Annotated in this window: 14 protein-coding genes; 10 read left to right on the forward strand and 4 right to left on the reverse strand. The window is 63.4% G+C overall.

Annotation, left to right across the window (positions count from 1 at the left end; all coding sequences use genetic code 11):
- Nucleotides 1–94 precede the first annotated feature (94 nt).
- A complete protein-coding gene (yihA, locus tag BMW76_RS29690) occupies nucleotides 95–757 on the reverse strand; it encodes a ribosome biogenesis GTP-binding protein YihA/YsxC (protein WP_090871727.1) in 663 nt (220 codons plus the stop codon).
- A gap of 266 nt (nucleotides 758–1,023) precedes the next feature.
- Here yihA and BMW76_RS29695 point away from each other — a divergent pair, with 266 nt between their 5' ends.
- The 5 genes from BMW76_RS29695 to msrQ all read left to right on the forward strand — a co-directional run bounded on the left by BMW76_RS29695 (nucleotide 1,024) and on the right by msrQ (nucleotide 7,178).
- Nucleotides 1,024–1,677: a c-type cytochrome gene (locus BMW76_RS29695; protein WP_090871729.1), complete on the forward strand. Its 654-nt coding sequence runs from the start codon at nucleotides 1,024–1,026 to the stop codon at nucleotides 1,675–1,677.
- Nucleotides 1,678–1,794: 117 nt separating this feature from the next.
- The gene (locus BMW76_RS29700; RefSeq protein ID WP_090871731.1) at nucleotides 1,795–4,032 is read left to right on the forward strand and encodes a cytochrome c biogenesis protein ResB; all 2,238 of its coding nucleotides are present in this window, start codon (nucleotides 1,795–1,797) and stop codon (nucleotides 4,030–4,032) included.
- Between the two features lie 4 nt (nucleotides 4,033–4,036).
- Entirely contained in the window at nucleotides 4,037–5,269 is a 1,233-nt protein-coding gene (ccsB, locus tag BMW76_RS29705) for a c-type cytochrome biogenesis protein CcsB (protein ID WP_090871732.1), read from the forward strand.
- A 182-nt stretch (nucleotides 5,270–5,451) separates the two neighbouring features.
- A complete protein-coding gene (gene msrP / locus BMW76_RS29710; protein ID WP_090871734.1) occupies nucleotides 5,452–6,447 on the forward strand; it encodes a protein-methionine-sulfoxide reductase catalytic subunit MsrP in 996 nt (331 codons plus the stop codon).
- Nucleotides 6,448–6,458: 11 nt separating this feature from the next.
- Nucleotides 6,459–7,178 carry a protein-methionine-sulfoxide reductase heme-binding subunit MsrQ gene (msrQ, locus tag BMW76_RS29715; protein WP_245763428.1) on the forward strand — a complete coding sequence of 240 codons (720 nt, stop codon included), beginning with the start codon at nucleotides 6,459–6,461 and terminating at the stop codon, nucleotides 7,176–7,178.
- A gap of 84 nt (nucleotides 7,179–7,262) precedes the next feature.
- Here msrQ and lysA read toward each other — a convergent pair whose 3' ends face one another.
- Together lysA and lptM are read right to left on the reverse strand one after the other, a co-directional pair.
- Nucleotides 7,263–8,531, reverse strand: a complete 1,269-nt coding sequence (gene lysA / locus BMW76_RS29720) for a diaminopimelate decarboxylase (RefSeq protein WP_090871738.1) — start codon at nucleotides 8,529–8,531, stop codon at nucleotides 7,263–7,265.
- A gap of 9 nt (nucleotides 8,532–8,540) precedes the next feature.
- Entirely contained in the window at nucleotides 8,541–8,888 is a 348-nt protein-coding gene (lptM, locus tag BMW76_RS42065; protein WP_090871740.1) for an LPS translocon maturation chaperone LptM, read from the reverse strand.
- 35 nt (nucleotides 8,889–8,923) lie between these two features.
- Here lptM and cyaY point away from each other — a divergent pair, with 35 nt between their 5' ends.
- On the forward strand, nucleotides 8,924–9,241 hold the full coding sequence (gene cyaY, locus BMW76_RS29730; protein ID WP_090871741.1) for an iron donor protein CyaY: 318 nt from the start codon (nucleotides 8,924–8,926) through the stop codon (nucleotides 9,239–9,241).
- 128 nt (nucleotides 9,242–9,369) lie between these two features.
- On the opposite strand, the gene BMW76_RS29735 is transcribed toward cyaY, so the two are convergent.
- Nucleotides 9,370–11,763: a penicillin-binding protein 1A gene (locus BMW76_RS29735; RefSeq protein ID WP_090871744.1), complete on the reverse strand. Its 2,394-nt coding sequence runs from the start codon at nucleotides 11,761–11,763 to the stop codon at nucleotides 9,370–9,372.
- 252 nt (nucleotides 11,764–12,015) lie between these two features.
- On the opposite strand from BMW76_RS29735, the gene pilM reads away from it, so the two are divergent.
- Genes pilM through BMW76_RS29755 form a run of 4 tightly spaced genes read left to right on the forward strand, consistent with a single transcriptional unit; the run spans nucleotide 12,016 to nucleotide 16,143 of the window.
- Nucleotides 12,016–12,972 carry a pilus assembly protein PilM gene (pilM, locus tag BMW76_RS29740; RefSeq protein ID WP_090871746.1) on the forward strand — a complete coding sequence of 319 codons (957 nt, stop codon included), beginning with the start codon at nucleotides 12,016–12,018 and terminating at the stop codon, nucleotides 12,970–12,972.
- The gene (locus BMW76_RS29745) at nucleotides 12,969–13,592 is read left to right on the forward strand and encodes a fimbrial assembly protein (RefSeq protein ID WP_090871747.1); all 624 of its coding nucleotides are present in this window, start codon (nucleotides 12,969–12,971) and stop codon (nucleotides 13,590–13,592) included. Before pilM ends, BMW76_RS29745 begins: the two co-directional genes overlap by 4 nt.
- The gene (locus BMW76_RS29750; protein WP_090871749.1) at nucleotides 13,589–14,503 is read left to right on the forward strand and encodes a hypothetical protein; all 915 of its coding nucleotides are present in this window, start codon (nucleotides 13,589–13,591) and stop codon (nucleotides 14,501–14,503) included. Before BMW76_RS29745 ends, BMW76_RS29750 begins: the two co-directional genes overlap by 4 nt.
- Nucleotides 14,500–16,143 carry a type IV pilus secretin PilQ gene (locus BMW76_RS29755; protein WP_090871752.1) on the forward strand — a complete coding sequence of 548 codons (1,644 nt, stop codon included), beginning with the start codon at nucleotides 14,500–14,502 and terminating at the stop codon, nucleotides 16,141–16,143. Before BMW76_RS29750 ends, BMW76_RS29755 begins: the two co-directional genes overlap by 4 nt.
- The last annotated feature ends 45 nt before the right edge of the window (nucleotides 16,144–16,188 follow it).

A 16,188-nucleotide genomic window follows, 5' to 3' on the forward strand; every position in this document is an offset into this window, starting at 1 on the left:
CGATTAGGCTGTTTAACCCGCCGTCAACTAGCGGCGGGTTTTTTTATGGGTGATCGAAAAACGGTGCCTGCCCCCTGCGATGGCCTTTCGCGGCTTACTCGGCCGATGCGGGTTCGCCGGAATCGCCTGCCACATCGGGCGCGACCCAGCTTTCAATCAGCTCGTGCGCCTCGTCGAGGCCGGTCCGCTTGAGCGCGGAAAAGAGTTGCGCGGTCAATTCGCCCTGATAGCCAGCCGCGCGATATTCATCCAGCCCTTTCTTCGTCGCCCGCAGCGCATTGATGCCCTCCTGGCGGGTCAATTTGTCGCACTTGGTGAGCAATGTGTGAATCGGCTTGCCGGTCGGCGCGAACCACTCGATCATCCGCCGGTCCAGTTCCGTGAGCGGGCGGCGCGAGTCCATCATCAGGATCATGCCGCGCAGTTGCGAGCGCGTTTGCAGATAGGTCGACAGCAGCTGTTCCCAGTGGGCTTTCGCCGCGCCTGGCACTTCGGCGTAGCCGTAACCCGGCAAATCGACGAGATTCGCGACCGGCTCGGCCGCGGGGCCCACCGAAAAAAAGTTGATGTGCTGTGTCCGTCCCGGCGTCTTACTGGCGAACGCAAGGCGCTTCTGGTTGCAGAGGATGTTGATGGCCGTCGACTTCCCCGCGTTCGAGCGCCCCGCGAACGCGACCTCCGGCTGCGGCGAAGGCGGCAGATCGCGCAAGTGATTGACGGTCGTAAAGAAGCGGGCTTGATGGAGCAGGAAAGACATGGAGAAGACCGGAAGGACGGGTAAATGGACGTCAAGCGGACGTCCAGCGAACATCGACGGATGTGATGAAATGCCGTGCAAGGGCGATACAGCCCGCCGCGAAGGCCGGAGAGGCCCGACTGGTGCCAGCGCGAATAGCGAGTTATTGTACAATACGATGGTTTACTGAAAACCTGTGAGGCCGTCGCGCGGGCCTCTGCGGCTGATTGGCCGCTGTCGTATTTTGCAGAACCTCTAATTCCCACAAGACGAAACAGGGTGTGCGAATGAATCGACTGGGCAAGTTTCTGGTGGTACTTCACACAGCAGCAGGTCTTTCAGGTTTCGCAGTACAGGCAAGAGCAGCAGATCAGGCAAAGCCGGATTTGAATCGGGGGCAGGCAATCGCGGCGCAGGTATGCGCTTCGTGTCATGGGGCCGATGGCAACAGCGCCGGCGGTGCGTATCCAAAGCTTGCGGGCCAGCATCCCGAGTATCTCGTCAAGCAGCTGAAGGATTTCAAAACACAACCCGGTGCCAAGCAGCCCGTCCGCAACAATGCGATCATGGCGGGTATGGTGGCAGCGTTGTCCGATCAGGACATGGCGAACGTGGCGGCATACTTCTCGTCGCAGGCACCGAAACCGGGTTACGCGCACAACAAGGACACGGTGCCCCTGGGGCAAAAGATCTATCGCGCTGGCGTCGCCGACAAGGGCGTGCCGGCGTGCGCAAGCTGTCACGGGCCGACGGGCCAGGGGATTCCGTCGCAGTATCCCCGGCTGTCGGGGCAATGGGCGGAATACACTGTGACGCAGTTGACCGCGTTCACCCAAGGCCCGGGCGCGCGCAACAACAACGATGCGATGCACGCCATCGCGTCACGTTTGTCGGACAGCGAGATCAAGGCTGTCGCCGATTACGTTGCGGGCTTGCACTAAGAGTCCGTACGAAAGCGAAGCCGGCCGCAAAGAGGCCGGCAAGAAAACAAGAAAAGGGTGAGGGAGTCGCATGAAGCGATGCCCTGCACCCTTTTTTGCTGTTGAGTCGGAGTTTGAATGAGCGTCACCACGTCGGGTTGGGAGTTGAAGTCGCGGCCGCGCTTCGTGCGCACGTCCGTCGAATTGCTGAGTTCGATGCGCTTCGCGATCGCGTTGCTCGTGATCCTGTCGATCGCAAGCATCATCGGCACCGTGCTCACGCAGGACGACCCGTATCCGAACTACGTCAACCAGTTCGGCCCGTTCTGGGCCGACATCTTCCGTTCGCTGAGCCTCTACAACGTGTACAGCGCGTGGTGGTTCATGCTGATCCTCGGCTTTCTCGTTGTGTCGATCTCGCTGTGCGTGATCCGCAACGCGCCGAAGATGATCGCCGACACGAAGAGCTGGAAAGACAAGGTTCGCGAAGGCAGCCTGCGCGCGTTCCATCACAAGGGCGAGTACGCCGTCCCGGATACGACCCGCGCGCAGGCTGCGGCGACGCTCGGCAAGCTGTCCGCGAGGCTCGGCTACAAGTACGTGACGCGCGAATCGGAAGGCGCGACGCTGATCGCCGCGAAGCGCGGCGCGCTGACCAAGCTCGGCTACATCTCCGCGCACCTTGCGATCGTCATCATCTGTATCGGTGGCCTGCTCGACAGCAACCTGCCCATCAAGCTGCAGATGTGGCTCTTCGACAAGACGCCGATCCGCAGCAACACCGTCATCAACGAGATTCCGCCCGAGCATCGCCTGTCGCAGGGCAACCCGACGTTCCGCGGCTACGCGTGGGTGCCCGAGGGCCAGCATGTGTCGACGGCGATCCTGAACCAGCAGGACGGCTCGCTAATCCAGGACCTGCCGTTCTCGATCGAGCTGAAGAAGTTCATCGTCGATTACTACTCGACGGGCATGCCGAAGCTCTTCGCGAGCGACATCGTCGTGATCGACCATAAGACGGGCGCGCGCATACCGGCGCGCGTCGAGGTGAACAAGCCGTTCGAATACGACGGCGTGTCGATCTACCAGTCGAGTTTCCAGGACGGCGGCTCGCAGATGCAGATGACCGCGTATCCGATGACGGGCAGCAGCAGCAAGACCGAGCCCTTCAACGGCGAGATCGGCGGCTCGAAAGTGCTGAGCGCGTCGATGCCCGGCGCGGACGGCCAGACCGTCGAATTCTCCGACTTCCGGGCGATCAACGTCGAGAACATCTCGAACGGCAATGGGCAGAACGATGCGCGCGGCGTGGCCGCGCACCAGTCGCTGAAGGAAGCCTTCGACGAGCGTCTCGGTTCGGGCGCGAAGACGTCGAAGCCGGTCGATCTGCATAACGTCGGCCCGTCGGTGCAGTACAAGGTGCGCGACAAGGACGGCCAGGCGCGCGAGTACAACAACTACATGCTGCCCGTCGACGTCGGTGGCGAGCGCGTGTTCCTCGCCGGCATGCGCACGAATCCGGACGATCCGTTCCGCTATCTGCGCATTCCCGCCGACACCGCCGGCACGGTCAACGAATGGATGAAACTGCGCGCCGCGCTCGAAGACCCGGCCATCCGTGCGCAGGCGGCGCGCCAGTTCGCGCAGCGCTCGGTGCAGTCGAACGCGGAACTGCAGCAGCATCTGGAAGAAAGCGCGTCGCGCGTGCTGACGCTCTTCGCGGGCGGCGATCCGGCGATCGGCAAGGCGCCCGATGGTCAGACGATTGGCGGCTTCCAGGCGATTGCCGCGTTCATCGATCGCTCCGTCCCCAAGGGTGAGCAGGAGAAGGCGGCAGGACTCTTGCTTCGTATGCTGGAAGGCGCGACGTGGGACGTTTGGCAGATTGCGCGGCAGCAGGCAGGAGAAAGCCCGGCGACGGCGGACGCGACCACGAGCCGCTTTGTCCAGACTTCGATCAACGCGCTATCCGACAGCTTTCTGTACGGTTCGCCAGTGTTTTTGCAGCTTGACTCCTTCAAGCAGGTGCAAGCTTCGGTATTTCAGTTGACGCGCGCACCGGGCAAAAAAGTCGTGTATCTTGGCAGCCTGCTACTCGTGTTAGGCATCTTTTCGATGTTCTACGTCCGCGAACGGCGCCTGTGGTTCTGGCTCAAGGAGGCGGATCGCGGCGTGAGCGTCGTGATCGCGATGTCGACGGCGCGCAGGACATTCGATTTCGAGAAGGAATTTGCCCGGACCCGCGACGCAGTCGGCGCGGCGCTTGGGACGAAGCCGCTCGATGCCGATGCCGATGCTGATGCCGCCAACGAGGCAAAGGGCGCCGCCCGTCCAGCGGATGCAGCGTCCACAGATTCACCCGATTCGACCCGGTAAGAACATGGACTTGACCCAAGTTTCTTCTTCCTCTCGCGCCAAGCCGCACGCCGATACGGCGGCTCATTCGGCCACGCATCTGCATGCGCATGTGCCAGGTGAACCGGCGCTGCTGGACGATCGTCCATTCCTGAAGCGCCTCGGCGCATTCGACTGGCTGTTCGCCCTGGCGATGGTCGCGGGAGCCGGGTTCGCGCTGTCGCGTTACCACGAGTACATGAATTACTACGACAAGCTGGTGCTGGTTTGCTCAGTGCCGGCTTTCGTCGTGCTTGGATGGCGCTGGAAGCCCGCGCGCCTGCTGATGGCGTGCATCGCCGTGCTCTCGCTGTTCGCGATCCAGCTGTACGGCGGCGACCTGACCCGCGCCGATCACGCGTTCTTCCTCAAGTATTTCCTGTCGAGCCAGTCAGCGATTCTGTGGATGAGTGCGCTCTTCGTGCTCGCCACGCTGTTCTACTGGATCGGTGTGCTGTCGCGCTCGCCGTCGGGCGCGGCCATTGGCTCGAAGATGACGTGGGCCGCCGTGCTGATGGGTTTCGTCGGCTTGATGGTGCGCTGGTACGAGTCGTATCTGATCGGCTCGGACGTCGGCCATATTCCCATCTCGAACCTGTACGAAGTGTTCGTGCTGTTCAGTTTAATTACAGCATTGTTCTATCTGTACTACGAGCAACACTACAACACGCGCGCGCTGGGCGCGTTCGTGCTGCTCGTGATCAGCGCGGCCGTCGGCTTCCTGATGTGGTACTCGATCGCGCGCGACGCGCAGCAGATCCAGCCTCTCGTCCCGGCGCTGCAAAGCTGGTGGATGAAGATCCATGTGCCGGCGAACTTCATCGGCTACGGCAGCTTCGCACTGTCGGCGATGGTCGGCGTCGCATATCTGATGAAAGAGCGCGGCGTGCTGGCCGACCGCCTGCCGACGCTCGACGTGCTCGATGACGTCATGTACAAGTCGATCGCCGTCGGTTTTGCATTCTTCACGATCGCGACGATTCTCGGCGCGCTGTGGGCCGCCGAAGCGTGGGGCGGCTACTGGAGCTGGGACCCGAAGGAAACGTGGGCGCTGATCGTGTGGCTGAACTACGCGGCATGGCTGCACATGCGTCTGATGAAAGGCCTGCGCGGCGCCGCCGCTGCATGGTGGGCGCTGACGGGCCTGCTGGTGACGAGCTTTGCGTTCCTCGGCGTAAACATGTTCCTGTCGGGGCTGCATAGCTACGGCAAGCTGTAAGAACCGCCGGATCAAGACGCCGAAAACCGCCGCGTGCGCCGCACCGGCGGTTTTTTTACGCCGGTATGGAAGGATTGCGCGCCGCGTGTGTTAACACGAACGGTGACCGCAATGAGCGGGTCGAATGAAAGGCGGTCGAACGGATATCACCCGGGCCAGAGCGCCCGGCAAGGAGTTTCAGCATGTGGATCAAGCGAAGCGAGCGGAGCCGCCTCTACGGCGACGACATCGCGCGCAGCGAAATCACGCCGCAGCGCGTGTTCGAGAATCGCCGGCGGGTCTTGCAGGCAGCGGGCGCGGCGGCGCTCGGCAGCCTGATCGGCGTGCATGGCGAGGCGTTTGCGGAGTATTCGTCGTCCGACGCGAAAGCGCAGAAGCTCGGCGCGAAGACAAATCCGAAGTTCGTCGTCGCCGACAAGGTCACGCCGTTCAAGGACATCACCACGTACAACAACTACTACGAGTTCGGCACCGACAAGAGCGATCCGTCGCACAACGCGGGCACGCTGCGGCCGCATCCGTGGAAGGTGAGCGTCGAAGGCGAGGTGAAGAACGCAAAGGTCTACGACATCGACGAGCTGCTGAAGCTCGCGCCGCTCGAGGAGCGCGTGTACCGGCTGCGCTGCGTCGAAGGCTGGTCGATGGTGATTCCGTGGATCGGCATTCCGTTATCGGAAGTGATCAGGCGTGCGCAGCCGACTGCGAACGCGAAGTACGTGCAGTTCATCACGCTCGCCGATCAGTCGCAGATGCCGGGCCTGTCCACGCCGATTCTCGACTGGCCGTACTCGGAAGGCCTGCGGATGGACGAAGCGATGAATCCGCTTACGCTGCTGACAATGGGCGTCTACGGCCAGGTGCTGCCGAATCAGAATGGCGCGCCCGTGCGCGTCGTCGTGCCGTGGAAGTACGGCTTCAAGAGCGCGAAATCGCTGGTCAAGATCCGCTTCGTCGACAAGCAGCCGCCGACGAGCTGGAACACCTACGCGCCGAACGAATACGGCTTCTACTCGAACGTGAACCCGAATGTCGATCATCCGCGCTGGAGCCAGGCGACCGAGCGGCGCATCGGTGAAGACGGGTTCTTCACGCCGAAGCGCAAGACGCTGGTCTTCAACGGCTATGGCGATCTGGTCGCGTCGATGTATCAGGGCATGGACCTGAAGAAGAACTTCTGATGGCGGCGCGCATGGGAACTGAGACGACGCCGGCCGTGACGGCAGGCAGTGGCGCGCGGACGGCGGCGAGCGCTTCGAAACACACGGCGCCTTCGCGCAAGGCAACAACCACTGCCGGCGCTGGCCGCTGGCTCGCGGCGGCGAAGATCGCCGTGTTCGTCGCAGCGCTGTATCCGTTTGCGCGCATCGTGCTGTTCGGTTTCACAGACCGGCTCGGCGCGAATCCGATCGAGTTCATCACGCGCTCGACGGGATTATGGACGCTGGTGTTCATCTGCATCACGCTTGCCGTGACGCCGCTGCGCAAGCTCACCGGCTGGAATGCGCTGCTGCGCTTTCGCCGGATGGTGGGGCTTTACGCGTTCTTTTACGCGGCGCTGCACTTCACGACGTATTTCTGGTTCGACAAATGGTTCGATCTCGCGGAGATCGTGAAGGACATCGGCAAGCGGCCGTTCATCACGGTCGGCTTCGCGGCGTTCGTGCTGCTGATTCCGCTCGCCGTCACGTCACCGAAAGCGATGGTGCGCAAGCTCGGCAGACGCTGGCAGACGCTGCATCGCGCGATCTATCTGATTGCCGCGCTCGCGATCCTGCATTTCTGGTGGATGAAAGCGGGCAAGCACGATCTGATCTTGCCGAAGATTTACGGGGCTATCGTGATTGCGTTGCTCGGCTGGCGACTGCTTGCGTGGGCACGCGACAGAATCAGGCAACGGGCGAGAAGCTAGCTCTTCGCGGGAGGCTGCAGAGAGCAACAAAAAAGGCGATGCGTTCCCGGCGCATCGCCTTTTTGCTTCGAGCGTTCGAAGTGTTCAGCTTCGATCCGGCAGAACCGATTCGCCCGCGAATAGTTCCTTCACTTCTTCGCGCCGGCGCACGACGTAGGCCTTGTCGCCATCGACCATCACTTCGGCGGCGCGCGCGCGCGTGTTGTAGTTCGAGCTCATCGTAAAGCCATAGGCGCCTGCCGAACGGATCGCCAGCAGATCGCCGGGTTCGACGGCCAGTTCCCGCTCGCGTCCGAGCCAGTCGCCGCTTTCGCACACGGGACCGACGACATCGTACAGATGCTTGTCGCCGTTACGCTGCACGACGGGTTCGATCGCGTGATAAGCCTCGTACATCGCGGGACGCGCGAGATCGTTCATCGCCGCATCGACGATCGCAAAGTTCTTTTCGGCGCCCGGCTTCAGGAACTCGACGCGCGTCAGCAGCACACCCGCATTGCCGACGAGCGAGCGGCCCGGCTCGAAATACACTTCGCGATGACCGTGCCCGCGCGCGTCGATCCGGTCGAGCAGCGTGCGCACGAAGTCGCCGATATCAGGCGGCGTTTCGTCGTCGTATGTGATGCCGAGTCCGCCGCCCACGTCGATATGCCGGATCTTCACGCCGTCCGCTTCGATCTGGTCGACGAGTTCGAGCAGCTTGTCGACGGCATCGAGATACGGCGCGACTTCCGTGATCTGCGAACCGATATGGCAGTCGATGCCGACCACTTCCAGGTTCTTCATCGCGGCGGCCGCGCGATACGTGGCGCGCGCGTCGTCGAACGCGACGCCGAACTTGTTCGATTTGAGGCCCGTCGAGATGTACGGATGCGTCTTCGCGTCGACGTCGGGATTCACGCGCAGCGACACGGGCGCCTTCTTGCCCAATTCGCGCGCGACGGCGTTCAGGCGGTCCAGTTCGGGAATCGACTCGACGTTGAAGCACTTCACGCCTGCCGCGAGCGCTTCGCGCATTTCCGCGACGCTCTTGCCGACGCCTGAAAACACGGTGTTTCCCGCCTTGCCGCCCGCTGCGAGCACGCGCGCCAGTTCGCCGCCCGACACGATGTCGAAGCCCGCGCCCATGCGCGCGAACAGATTGAGCACGGCGAGGTTGCTGTTCGCCTTCACGGCGACGTGTACAGTGGCGCGCCGGCCGACGCACGCGTCAGCGTAGGCGTGCCACGCAGCGCTGAGCGCCGCGCGCGAGTAGACATAGAGCGGCGTGCCGAATTGCTCGGCAAGCGAAACGGCGGACACGCCTTCAGCGTGCAGCACGCCGTCGACATAGGCGAAGGCAGATTGAGTCATGCGACGGTCTTATTGAGCTTCAGATGCATCCGACGTCGGCTGGGCGGGCGCATTCGTATTAGGCGCGGTGCGCAGTTCGGTATCGGGCGACAAGGACAGCGGCGTGCCCGATGTGTCCGGTACGGAGTCTCGAGCGGATTCGGCGCCGGGTTTCATTGCATCGGGAGACGACTGGGTCTGCTCGTTCGGTTTGGCCGGAAGAGGCGGAACGTTCGGCAGATAGAGCGAACCACGCTGTCCGCAGCCGTTGAGCGCGACACCTGCGACAATAGCAAGAGTCGCTACAATCGCGCGGGGCCATCCGCGGGGCGCCAGTACATCAGTTGCCGCTGCGCTCATCCGGAATACGACTCGCATGACTGTCCCTGAACAATTAATCGCTGGAGTTTAGCATGCCCGACAGTGAATACCTGACCCGTGCCGAGGCCGTGCTCGCGGCCGTCGAGCGCGCGCTCGACGATACCGACGCCGACATCGAATTCGAGCGCAGCGGCAACGTATTGACGCTCGAATTCGAGAGCGGCACGAAGATCATCGTGAACCTTCAGCCGCCGATGCAGGAGATCTGGATCGCCGCGAAATCGGGTGGGTACCACTTCCGTTACGTCGACGGCGAGTGGCGCGATACGCGCAACGGCACCGAGTTTTACGCCGCGCTGTCCGAATACGCGACGCAGCAGGCAGGCGAGCCGGTCCGGATCGCGCCGTAACTCATTTGTTTTCACCTCGACGCTCGCGATGCCGATCGATGTGCGTCTTCAGAAAGTGAAAAGCCGCCGCGTTCAGCACGCGGCGGCTTCGTTTTTTCACGCGATCAAGCGATCACCCGTAAGCGGACCTAGTGACCTTTGAACAGGTTCATGATGTCCTCTTTTTCCTGCGCACCCACTTGAGCGGGCGCAGCGCTTGCCGCACCGCTCGCTTCCGGCGGCGGCAGCGTCACCCCGACAGTCGACACGAAGCCGTTGCCCGGCGTGAAGTCGTCGAAATAGAGTTCGTCGCCGAGCATCACCACGTCTTCCGGCATCGGCATCTTGTACTCGGGCACGCCCTTCAGCGCGCGGCCCATGTAGTCGATCCACACGGGAAGCGCGAGCCCGCCGCCCGTTTCCTTGTCGCCCAGGCTACGCGGATTGTCGTAGCCCATCCACGCGATCGCGCACAACGCGTGCTGATAGCCGGCGAACCACGCGTCGCGCGAATCGTTGGTGGTACCCGTCTTGCCGGCGAGGTCGGTGCGTTTCAGCATGTTCGACTTCGCGCCCGTGCCGCGCTGCGCGACGCTCGTCAACAGGCTGTTCATCACGTATGCGTTGCGCGGCTCTATCGCGTGCGGCGCGTTGCTGCCCGCGACGAGCGGTTCCGCATGCGCGACGACGCCGCCGCGCTGATCGGTGACTTCCGCAATCAGATACGGATTGACGCGATAGCCGCCGTTCGCGAACACCGAGTAGCCGGCCGCCATCTGCAGCGGCGTGACGAGACCCGCGCCGAGCGCCATCGGCAGATAGGCGGGATGACGGTCCGCGTCGAAGCCAAAGTGCGTGATGTACTGCTGCGCGTACTTCGTGCCGATGTGATTGAGGATGCGGATCGACACGAGGTTCTTCGATTTCTGCAGCGCAGTGCGCATCGACATCGGGCCGTCGAAGCCGCCGCCGTAGTTCTTCGGCTCCCACGCCTGGCCACCCGTTTCGGCGGCGCTGAAAAAGAGCGGTGCATCGTTGATGACGGTCGCGGGCCCAAGACCTTTTTCGAGCGACGCCGAGTAGATAAACGGCTTGAAGCTCGAACCCGGCTGACGCCATGCCTGTGTCACGTGATTGAACTTGTTCTTGTTGAAGTCGAAGCCGCCGACGAGCGCGCGGATCGCGCCGTCCTGCGGCACGACGGAGATGAACGCGCCTTCGATCTGCGGCAACTGCGTGATCGACCAGCTGCCGTCGTCGTTCTTCGCGATACGGATGATGGCGCCAGGCCTCACGCGCTGGTTCGGCTGCGCGCGCGTACTGAGCGCGAATGATGCGTAGCGCAGCCCGTCGCCCTGAATCGTCACGACGTTGCCGTCGATCAGCGTTGCCTGCACCTGCTTCGGATTCGCCGACGTCACTACAGCCGCGATGATCTCGCCGTTGTCGGGATGTTCGAGCAGCGCATCGTCGATGGCCTGCTCGCGCTCGCCGGCATCGGCGGGCAGATCGATGAACGCTTCCGGTCCGCGATAGCCGTGCCGGCGCTCGTAGTCCATCAGGCCTTTGCGCAGCGCGTGATAGGCGGCGTCCTGATCGGCGGAATCGATCGTCGTCACGACGTTCAGCCCGCGCGTGTACGCCTCTTCGCGGTACTGCGCGTACATCATCTGCCGCACCATTTCCGCAACGTATTCCGCGTGCACGCTGAATTCCTTGCCCGCGCCCTTCACGACGAGCGGCTGCTGGCTCGCGATTTCGTACTGATTCTCCGTGATGTAGCCCAGCTCCAGCATTCGCTGAAGGATGTATTCCTGACGCACTTTCGCGCGCTTCGGGTTCACGACGGGGTTGTACGCGGACGGCGCTTTCGGCAGGCCGGCCAGCATCGCGCATTCGGCCAGCGACAGGTCTTTCAGGTCCTTGCCGAAGTACACGCGCGCGGCGCTCGCGAAACCGTACGCGCGCTGGCCGAGATAGATCTGATTCATGTACACCTCGAGAATCTGATCCTTGCTCAGCTTCGATTCGATCTTGTAAGCGAGCAGCATCTCGTAGACCTTGCGCGTGTAGGTCTTCTCGCTGGAAAGGAAGAAGTTGCGCGCGACCTGCATCGTGATCGTGCTCGCACCCTGCGTCGCGTGACCGTTCGTGAGCGCGACAATGCCGGCGCGCGCGATGCCCGTCAGGTCGACGCCGCCGTGATCGTAGAAGCGGGCGTCCTCGATCGCGAGCACGGCTTTCTTGAGATTGTCCGGCACGTCGCGGAAGTGCACGATGTCGCGCCGCTCCTCGCCGAACTCGCCGATCAGCACGTGATCGGCGGTGTAGATGCGCAGCGGCACTTTCGGGCGATAGTCGGTGAGCGCTTCGAGCGACGGCAGATTGGGCGTCGCGACGACCAGCGCATAGCCCAGCACGAGCATGACACAGACGATGCCGGCAAAGATCAGGCCGACAAACCCGAGGATGATCTTGAGCCAGAGAGGACGTTTGCGCTTCGGCGGTGCCGGAGGCGGAGACGTAGGAGTCGTGGATTGCATATGAACACCAAAAAACGGTCCCGCGATTATAGCCGCCCGACCTGGCAGCTTTCGGCGTGCTTACGGCCGCCGCAACCGCACGACTATGAGAACACTGTAGTTCGTTTGATTGTCGCTGGATATCGCTTGCCGGACCATTAGCCATTCGGCCGAATTTCGCTAATGTGCCGCGCTGCGCAGAATCCTTCCCGTTGTCCGCGTCATTCGAATGACGCGGGCCTTCAGAGTCGGTTTGTGTCCGAGGGGGAAGGTATGACGTTGAAAGACTCGTTACGGATGTCGATGCGGCGGCACGCAGTCGGCATCGATGTAGGTGCGCAAGCGGTCAGGATCGTGGTGGTGAGTTGCAGCGGGCGAAAGGGCGGCCCCGTGCGCATCGAGTGCGTGGCGTCGGAGCCGCTTGCGCCAGGCGCGATGGCAGGCATGGAGATCGTCGACCGTCATGCGGTGGCGCGCACGCTCGCCGCTGTGCTCGGGCATGTGCCGCAGCATTGCACGTCGCAGGCGTTGCGCTGCGCGATGGCGATTCCCGGCTCAGCAACGTTCACCGCGCATCTGCCTGCCGGCCAGGCGAATGGCCAGCATCGTCGTGCGGCCGTCGAGCCCGTCGTGATGATGGAAGCCGAGCGGATCGCAGGCATCGAACGTCACGCGTTGGCCGTCGACTGGTATGTCGAGGACACGCCGCCGCGCCTCGGCGAAATTGCGGTTGCGGCGACGGCCCGCGAGCACCTCGAAGCGCGCATCGAATGCGCGGCGATGGCGGACATCACGCTGACCACCGTCGACGTGGAGCCGCACGCGGCGTTGCGCGCGCTGCGTCATGCCGCGACATTCGAACTCGAACTGAACGCGCCGTACGCCGCGATCTGGATCGGCGGCGACGGCGTCTACGGCTGGCGCATCGACGGTGAAACCGTCGCGGAGGAGATCCGCTATCCGTCGCCCGAGTATTCGTGCCTCGCCGATGCGTTGCGCGATCTCGCCGAAAACAATCTGAATGTATGCGCGCTGGTCGGAGGCGAAATCGATTTGCTGGAAGGCGTGTGCTTTTCGCTTGCGGACATCGGCGATGTGCTGGGCTGCTCCGTGTTGCCGTTCGATTGTTCGTCGTTCGGTGACGGTAACGCGGTCCCGTTATCGGACGTGCTGCACGAGCCTTCTTTGGCGGTCGCGTTCGGGCTTGCGTTGCGCGGCATCGCACAATGAGCGCGACGCGGATCAAAGCCGGCGGCTTCAACCTGTTGCCGCACCGGCAACGCGATGCACGGCTTGCGCGCCGGCGCCGCTATATCGAATGGACGGCTGCAGCGCTTTGCGGATGCTTTGCCGTGGTGATGCTGGTGAGTTGGCAAGCATTCGAGCGAACGCGTATCGACAGACAGCGTGCAGAGCTCGACGGCAAGCTCGCGACGCTTGCATCGCCGCTTGCCGAACACGCGCGTCTGACAGGCGAAGCCAGCAATGAGCGCTTGCAGAACGAGCGTGCCGCGACGCTTTCCGAGCCGCTCGTTCATTTGCTCGATCTGCTCGATGCGTTGAGTCGGGAGCCATCCGAAGCCGTCGTCGTCAAGCAGTTGAGGCAGCGTGGGCGCGATACGGAAATGCTTGCTGTGTCGACGGATCACGCGGCGGCGTCGGCGTGGCTGAACCGGCTTGCCGCGTTGAGGGGCGTGAAGGACGCCAGTCTCAGCGATCTCCATCGCACGGCAAGTGCGACGGAATCGTCCGCTGCCATCGAACTCACGGCGAATCTGAAGTGGGATGGGCCGCCTGAAAAGCCTAAAGCGTCCGCGCCGGTTCATCAGAAAACGAGAGGTGAGAAATGAACACAACCACGGTCGGCCGCATCGGCGCGCCGTTTAAGCGCGTGCCGTTCGGGGACGCAATCGCCGAGCGCCTGCGCATGCCGCTCGAAGCATGGAGCGCGCGGCGGCGCTGCCTTGTCGCGCTGGCGATTGCCGTTGCCGTGTTCGCGCTTGGCGCGAACGCGTGGACCGCTGCGGATATGAGTGGCGTGCAGACGAGCAGCGATGCCTTGTCGGCCGCACAGCGAAAATTGAGCGAAGCGCAAGCCGCTGTTGCGCAACTGCCGGCCTTGCGCCGTGCAGCGCCTGTCGCGCATGTGCCGGCGGGATGGACCTCCGCAGACGGCGTGCGCGTTATCTCCCAGCTCGCAGCGCGCAGCGACGTCACGCTGCTGAAAATCGAGCCGGGCGCGGTGGCGGGAAGCGGGCTCGACGCGATGCGTCCGCTGCACGTGACAGCGCAGGCCGATTTCGATCACGCCGTCGATTTTCTCGAAGGCCTGTCGAGCCTGCCCGTGCTCGTCGTGCCCGACGAACTGACGCTCAAGCGCCAGGGCGACGCATTGTCGGTGAGCGCGACGTTGCATTCGTTCAACGCGATTCATCCCGTGCCGAGCGCCGCGCGCTCAAGCGTGCGCAACGATCCCGACGCATTCGATCCGGACGAAGAAATCGTGTTCTACGATCCGTTCCAGCCACCGACGTTCGCATCTGCATCCGAGGACGCGCCGGTATCGATGCGGCTCGTCGGACTGCTGGCCGACCGCATGCGCGGGCTTGCGCTGATCGAAACGGGCGATGGCGCAGAGATACTCGAAAGCGGACAGCAGTGGGGCGACGAGCGTGTCACGCATGTCGATGCCAACGCACTCACGTTTGCGAAGCGCGACGGCAGCATGCATTCGTTCACGCTTGCGGAGGCCGTCGAATGATGCGCCTGCACAACATACGCTGGCTTCTCGCGTGCGTGTCCTGCGTCGCGATGGCGGCGCGCGCAGCGTTGCCGCCCCTTCCCTCGAACATGCCGTTCGACGACGCGATCGCGCCGGCCGGCATGCCGCCGTTGCCGCGCGTGATTACGACGGACGTCGCGAATCCGTTCGTGCTCGATGCAGCGGATGACGGTGGCGTATCGACAGCCGATGCGAAGGTTCCGCCGCAGGAGTCCGAACAGGCGCTTTCTGCCGAACGCGATGACGCCGAACCTCGCCGTAAGACAGAAAGCGGGGCACAGAAAGAATCGCGGCAATATCAGCAAGAAGCACGGCAAGAAGCACAGCATGAAGCGCTCGAAGGTCCGCCCGTCCCGCTTGCGCCCGCCGCTCGCCTGAGCACGAGCACGAGCGCGTCCGTTGCGCTTCCCGCCGACACGCCGATCACGCTGCACTTTCAGCACGCCGAGTTGGGCGCCGTGCTCGGCGCATTCGCGCGATTCACGGGCCTCAGCATCGTCGCGAGTGAAAAGGCGCGCGGCACGGTCACGCTGCATCTGGACAACGTGCCGTGGCGCACCGCGTTCGATACGCTGCTCGACGTCAACGGCCTCGCGATGGAACAGCGCGGCAAGGTGATCTGGGTCGCGCCGCTGTCGGAGCTTACCGCGCGCGAGCGTCAGCGTTTCGAGGCGCATGCGCGCGCAGCCGAACTCGAACCGCTCGCGAGCCGCACGTTCGAACTGCACTACGCGCACGCCGACGAACTGCGCAAGCTGCTGACGGCATCGGGCAATCAACGCGTACTGTCGAAGCGTGGCGCCGCGATGGCCGATACGCGCACCAATCTGCTGTTCGTCACCGATCTCGAAGCGCGCCTCGCGCAGATCGCGGAACTGATCGCGTCGCTCGACCGGCCGACGCGCCAGGTGCTGATCGAGGCCCGGATCGTCGAAGCGGAGAAGGGCTTCTCGCGCAATCTTGGCGTAAAGCTGTCGATGGCAGCAGCGAGCGAGGACGGGAAGGCGACGGGCCTCGTCGGCGGAAAGGATGGCGCGGTCTTCGATCTGTCGGCGCGGCCGATTTCGGGCTTCGACGCCGCCACGGCCGGCCTGACGCTTTTTGCCGCGCAGGCGACGCGGCTTCTGAACATCGAGCTGAGCGCGCTCGAAGCGCAGGGGCGCGGCCAGATCGTGTCGAGCCCGCGCGTGGTGACGGCGGACAGGATGAAGGCGATCGTCGAGCAGGGCACCGAGCTGCCCTATCAGGCGAAAGTCGGGCAAGGCGTGTCGGGCGTGCAGTTTCGCCGTGCGAGTCTCAAACTGGAGGTCGAGCCGCAAATCACGCCTGACGGCCGGGTCGTGCTGGATCTCGATGTCGCGAAGGACAGCGTCGGCGAGCAGACGGCGTCCGGGCCCGCGATCAACACCAAGCACGTGCAGACGCGCGTCGAGGTGGAGGACGGCGGGACGGTGTCGATCGGCGGAATCTACGAGGCCGACGACCGCGATGATGTGACGCGCGTGCCGCTCCTGGGCAAAATACCGCTTCTGGGCGCATTTTTCCGTCACCGCGCTCATCGCGATCTGACCAGCGAACTCGTCGTTTTTATCACGCCAAGGGTTGTGCAGACGAATTGACGAATCGCCGGGCAAGACGCCACGGGCGGGAGCCGAACGCAGGAC

Source organism: Paraburkholderia diazotrophica (genome assembly GCF_900108945.1).
Lineage (GTDB): Bacteria > Pseudomonadota > Gammaproteobacteria > Burkholderiales > Burkholderiaceae > Paraburkholderia > Paraburkholderia diazotrophica.

Bases quoted from the DNA above. Each gene is read 5' to 3' on its own strand.
- msrQ (WP_245763428.1), top strand. From the start codon at position 6,459: ATGGGAACTGAGACGACGCCGGCCGTGACGGCAGGCAGTGGCGCGCGG.
- ccsB (WP_090871732.1), top strand. From the start codon at position 4,037: ATGGACTTGACCCAAGTTTCTTCTTCCTCTCGCGCCAAGCCGCACGCC.
- pilM (WP_090871746.1), top strand. From the start codon at position 12,016: ATGACGTTGAAAGACTCGTTACGGATGTCGATGCGGCGGCACGCAGTC.
- BMW76_RS29750 (WP_090871749.1), top strand. From the start codon at position 13,589: ATGAACACAACCACGGTCGGCCGCATCGGCGCGCCGTTTAAGCGCGTG.
- lysA (WP_090871738.1), bottom strand. From the start codon at position 8,531: ATGACTCAATCTGCCTTCGCCTATGTCGACGGCGTGCTGCACGCTGAA.
- yihA (WP_090871727.1), bottom strand. From the start codon at position 757: ATGTCTTTCCTGCTCCATCAAGCCCGCTTCTTTACGACCGTCAATCAC.
- BMW76_RS29700 (WP_090871731.1), top strand. From the start codon at position 1,795: ATGAGCGTCACCACGTCGGGTTGGGAGTTGAAGTCGCGGCCGCGCTTC.
- BMW76_RS29755 (WP_090871752.1), top strand. From the start codon at position 14,500: ATGATGCGCCTGCACAACATACGCTGGCTTCTCGCGTGCGTGTCCTGC.
- msrP (WP_090871734.1), top strand. From the start codon at position 5,452: ATGTGGATCAAGCGAAGCGAGCGGAGCCGCCTCTACGGCGACGACATC.
- cyaY (WP_090871741.1), top strand. From the start codon at position 8,924: ATGCCCGACAGTGAATACCTGACCCGTGCCGAGGCCGTGCTCGCGGCC.
- BMW76_RS29695 (WP_090871729.1), top strand. From the start codon at position 1,024: ATGAATCGACTGGGCAAGTTTCTGGTGGTACTTCACACAGCAGCAGGT.
- BMW76_RS29745 (WP_090871747.1), top strand. From the start codon at position 12,969: ATGAGCGCGACGCGGATCAAAGCCGGCGGCTTCAACCTGTTGCCGCAC.
- lptM (WP_090871740.1), bottom strand. From the start codon at position 8,888: ATGCGAGTCGTATTCCGGATGAGCGCAGCGGCAACTGATGTACTGGCG.
- BMW76_RS29735 (WP_090871744.1), bottom strand. From the start codon at position 11,763: ATGCAATCCACGACTCCTACGTCTCCGCCTCCGGCACCGCCGAAGCGC.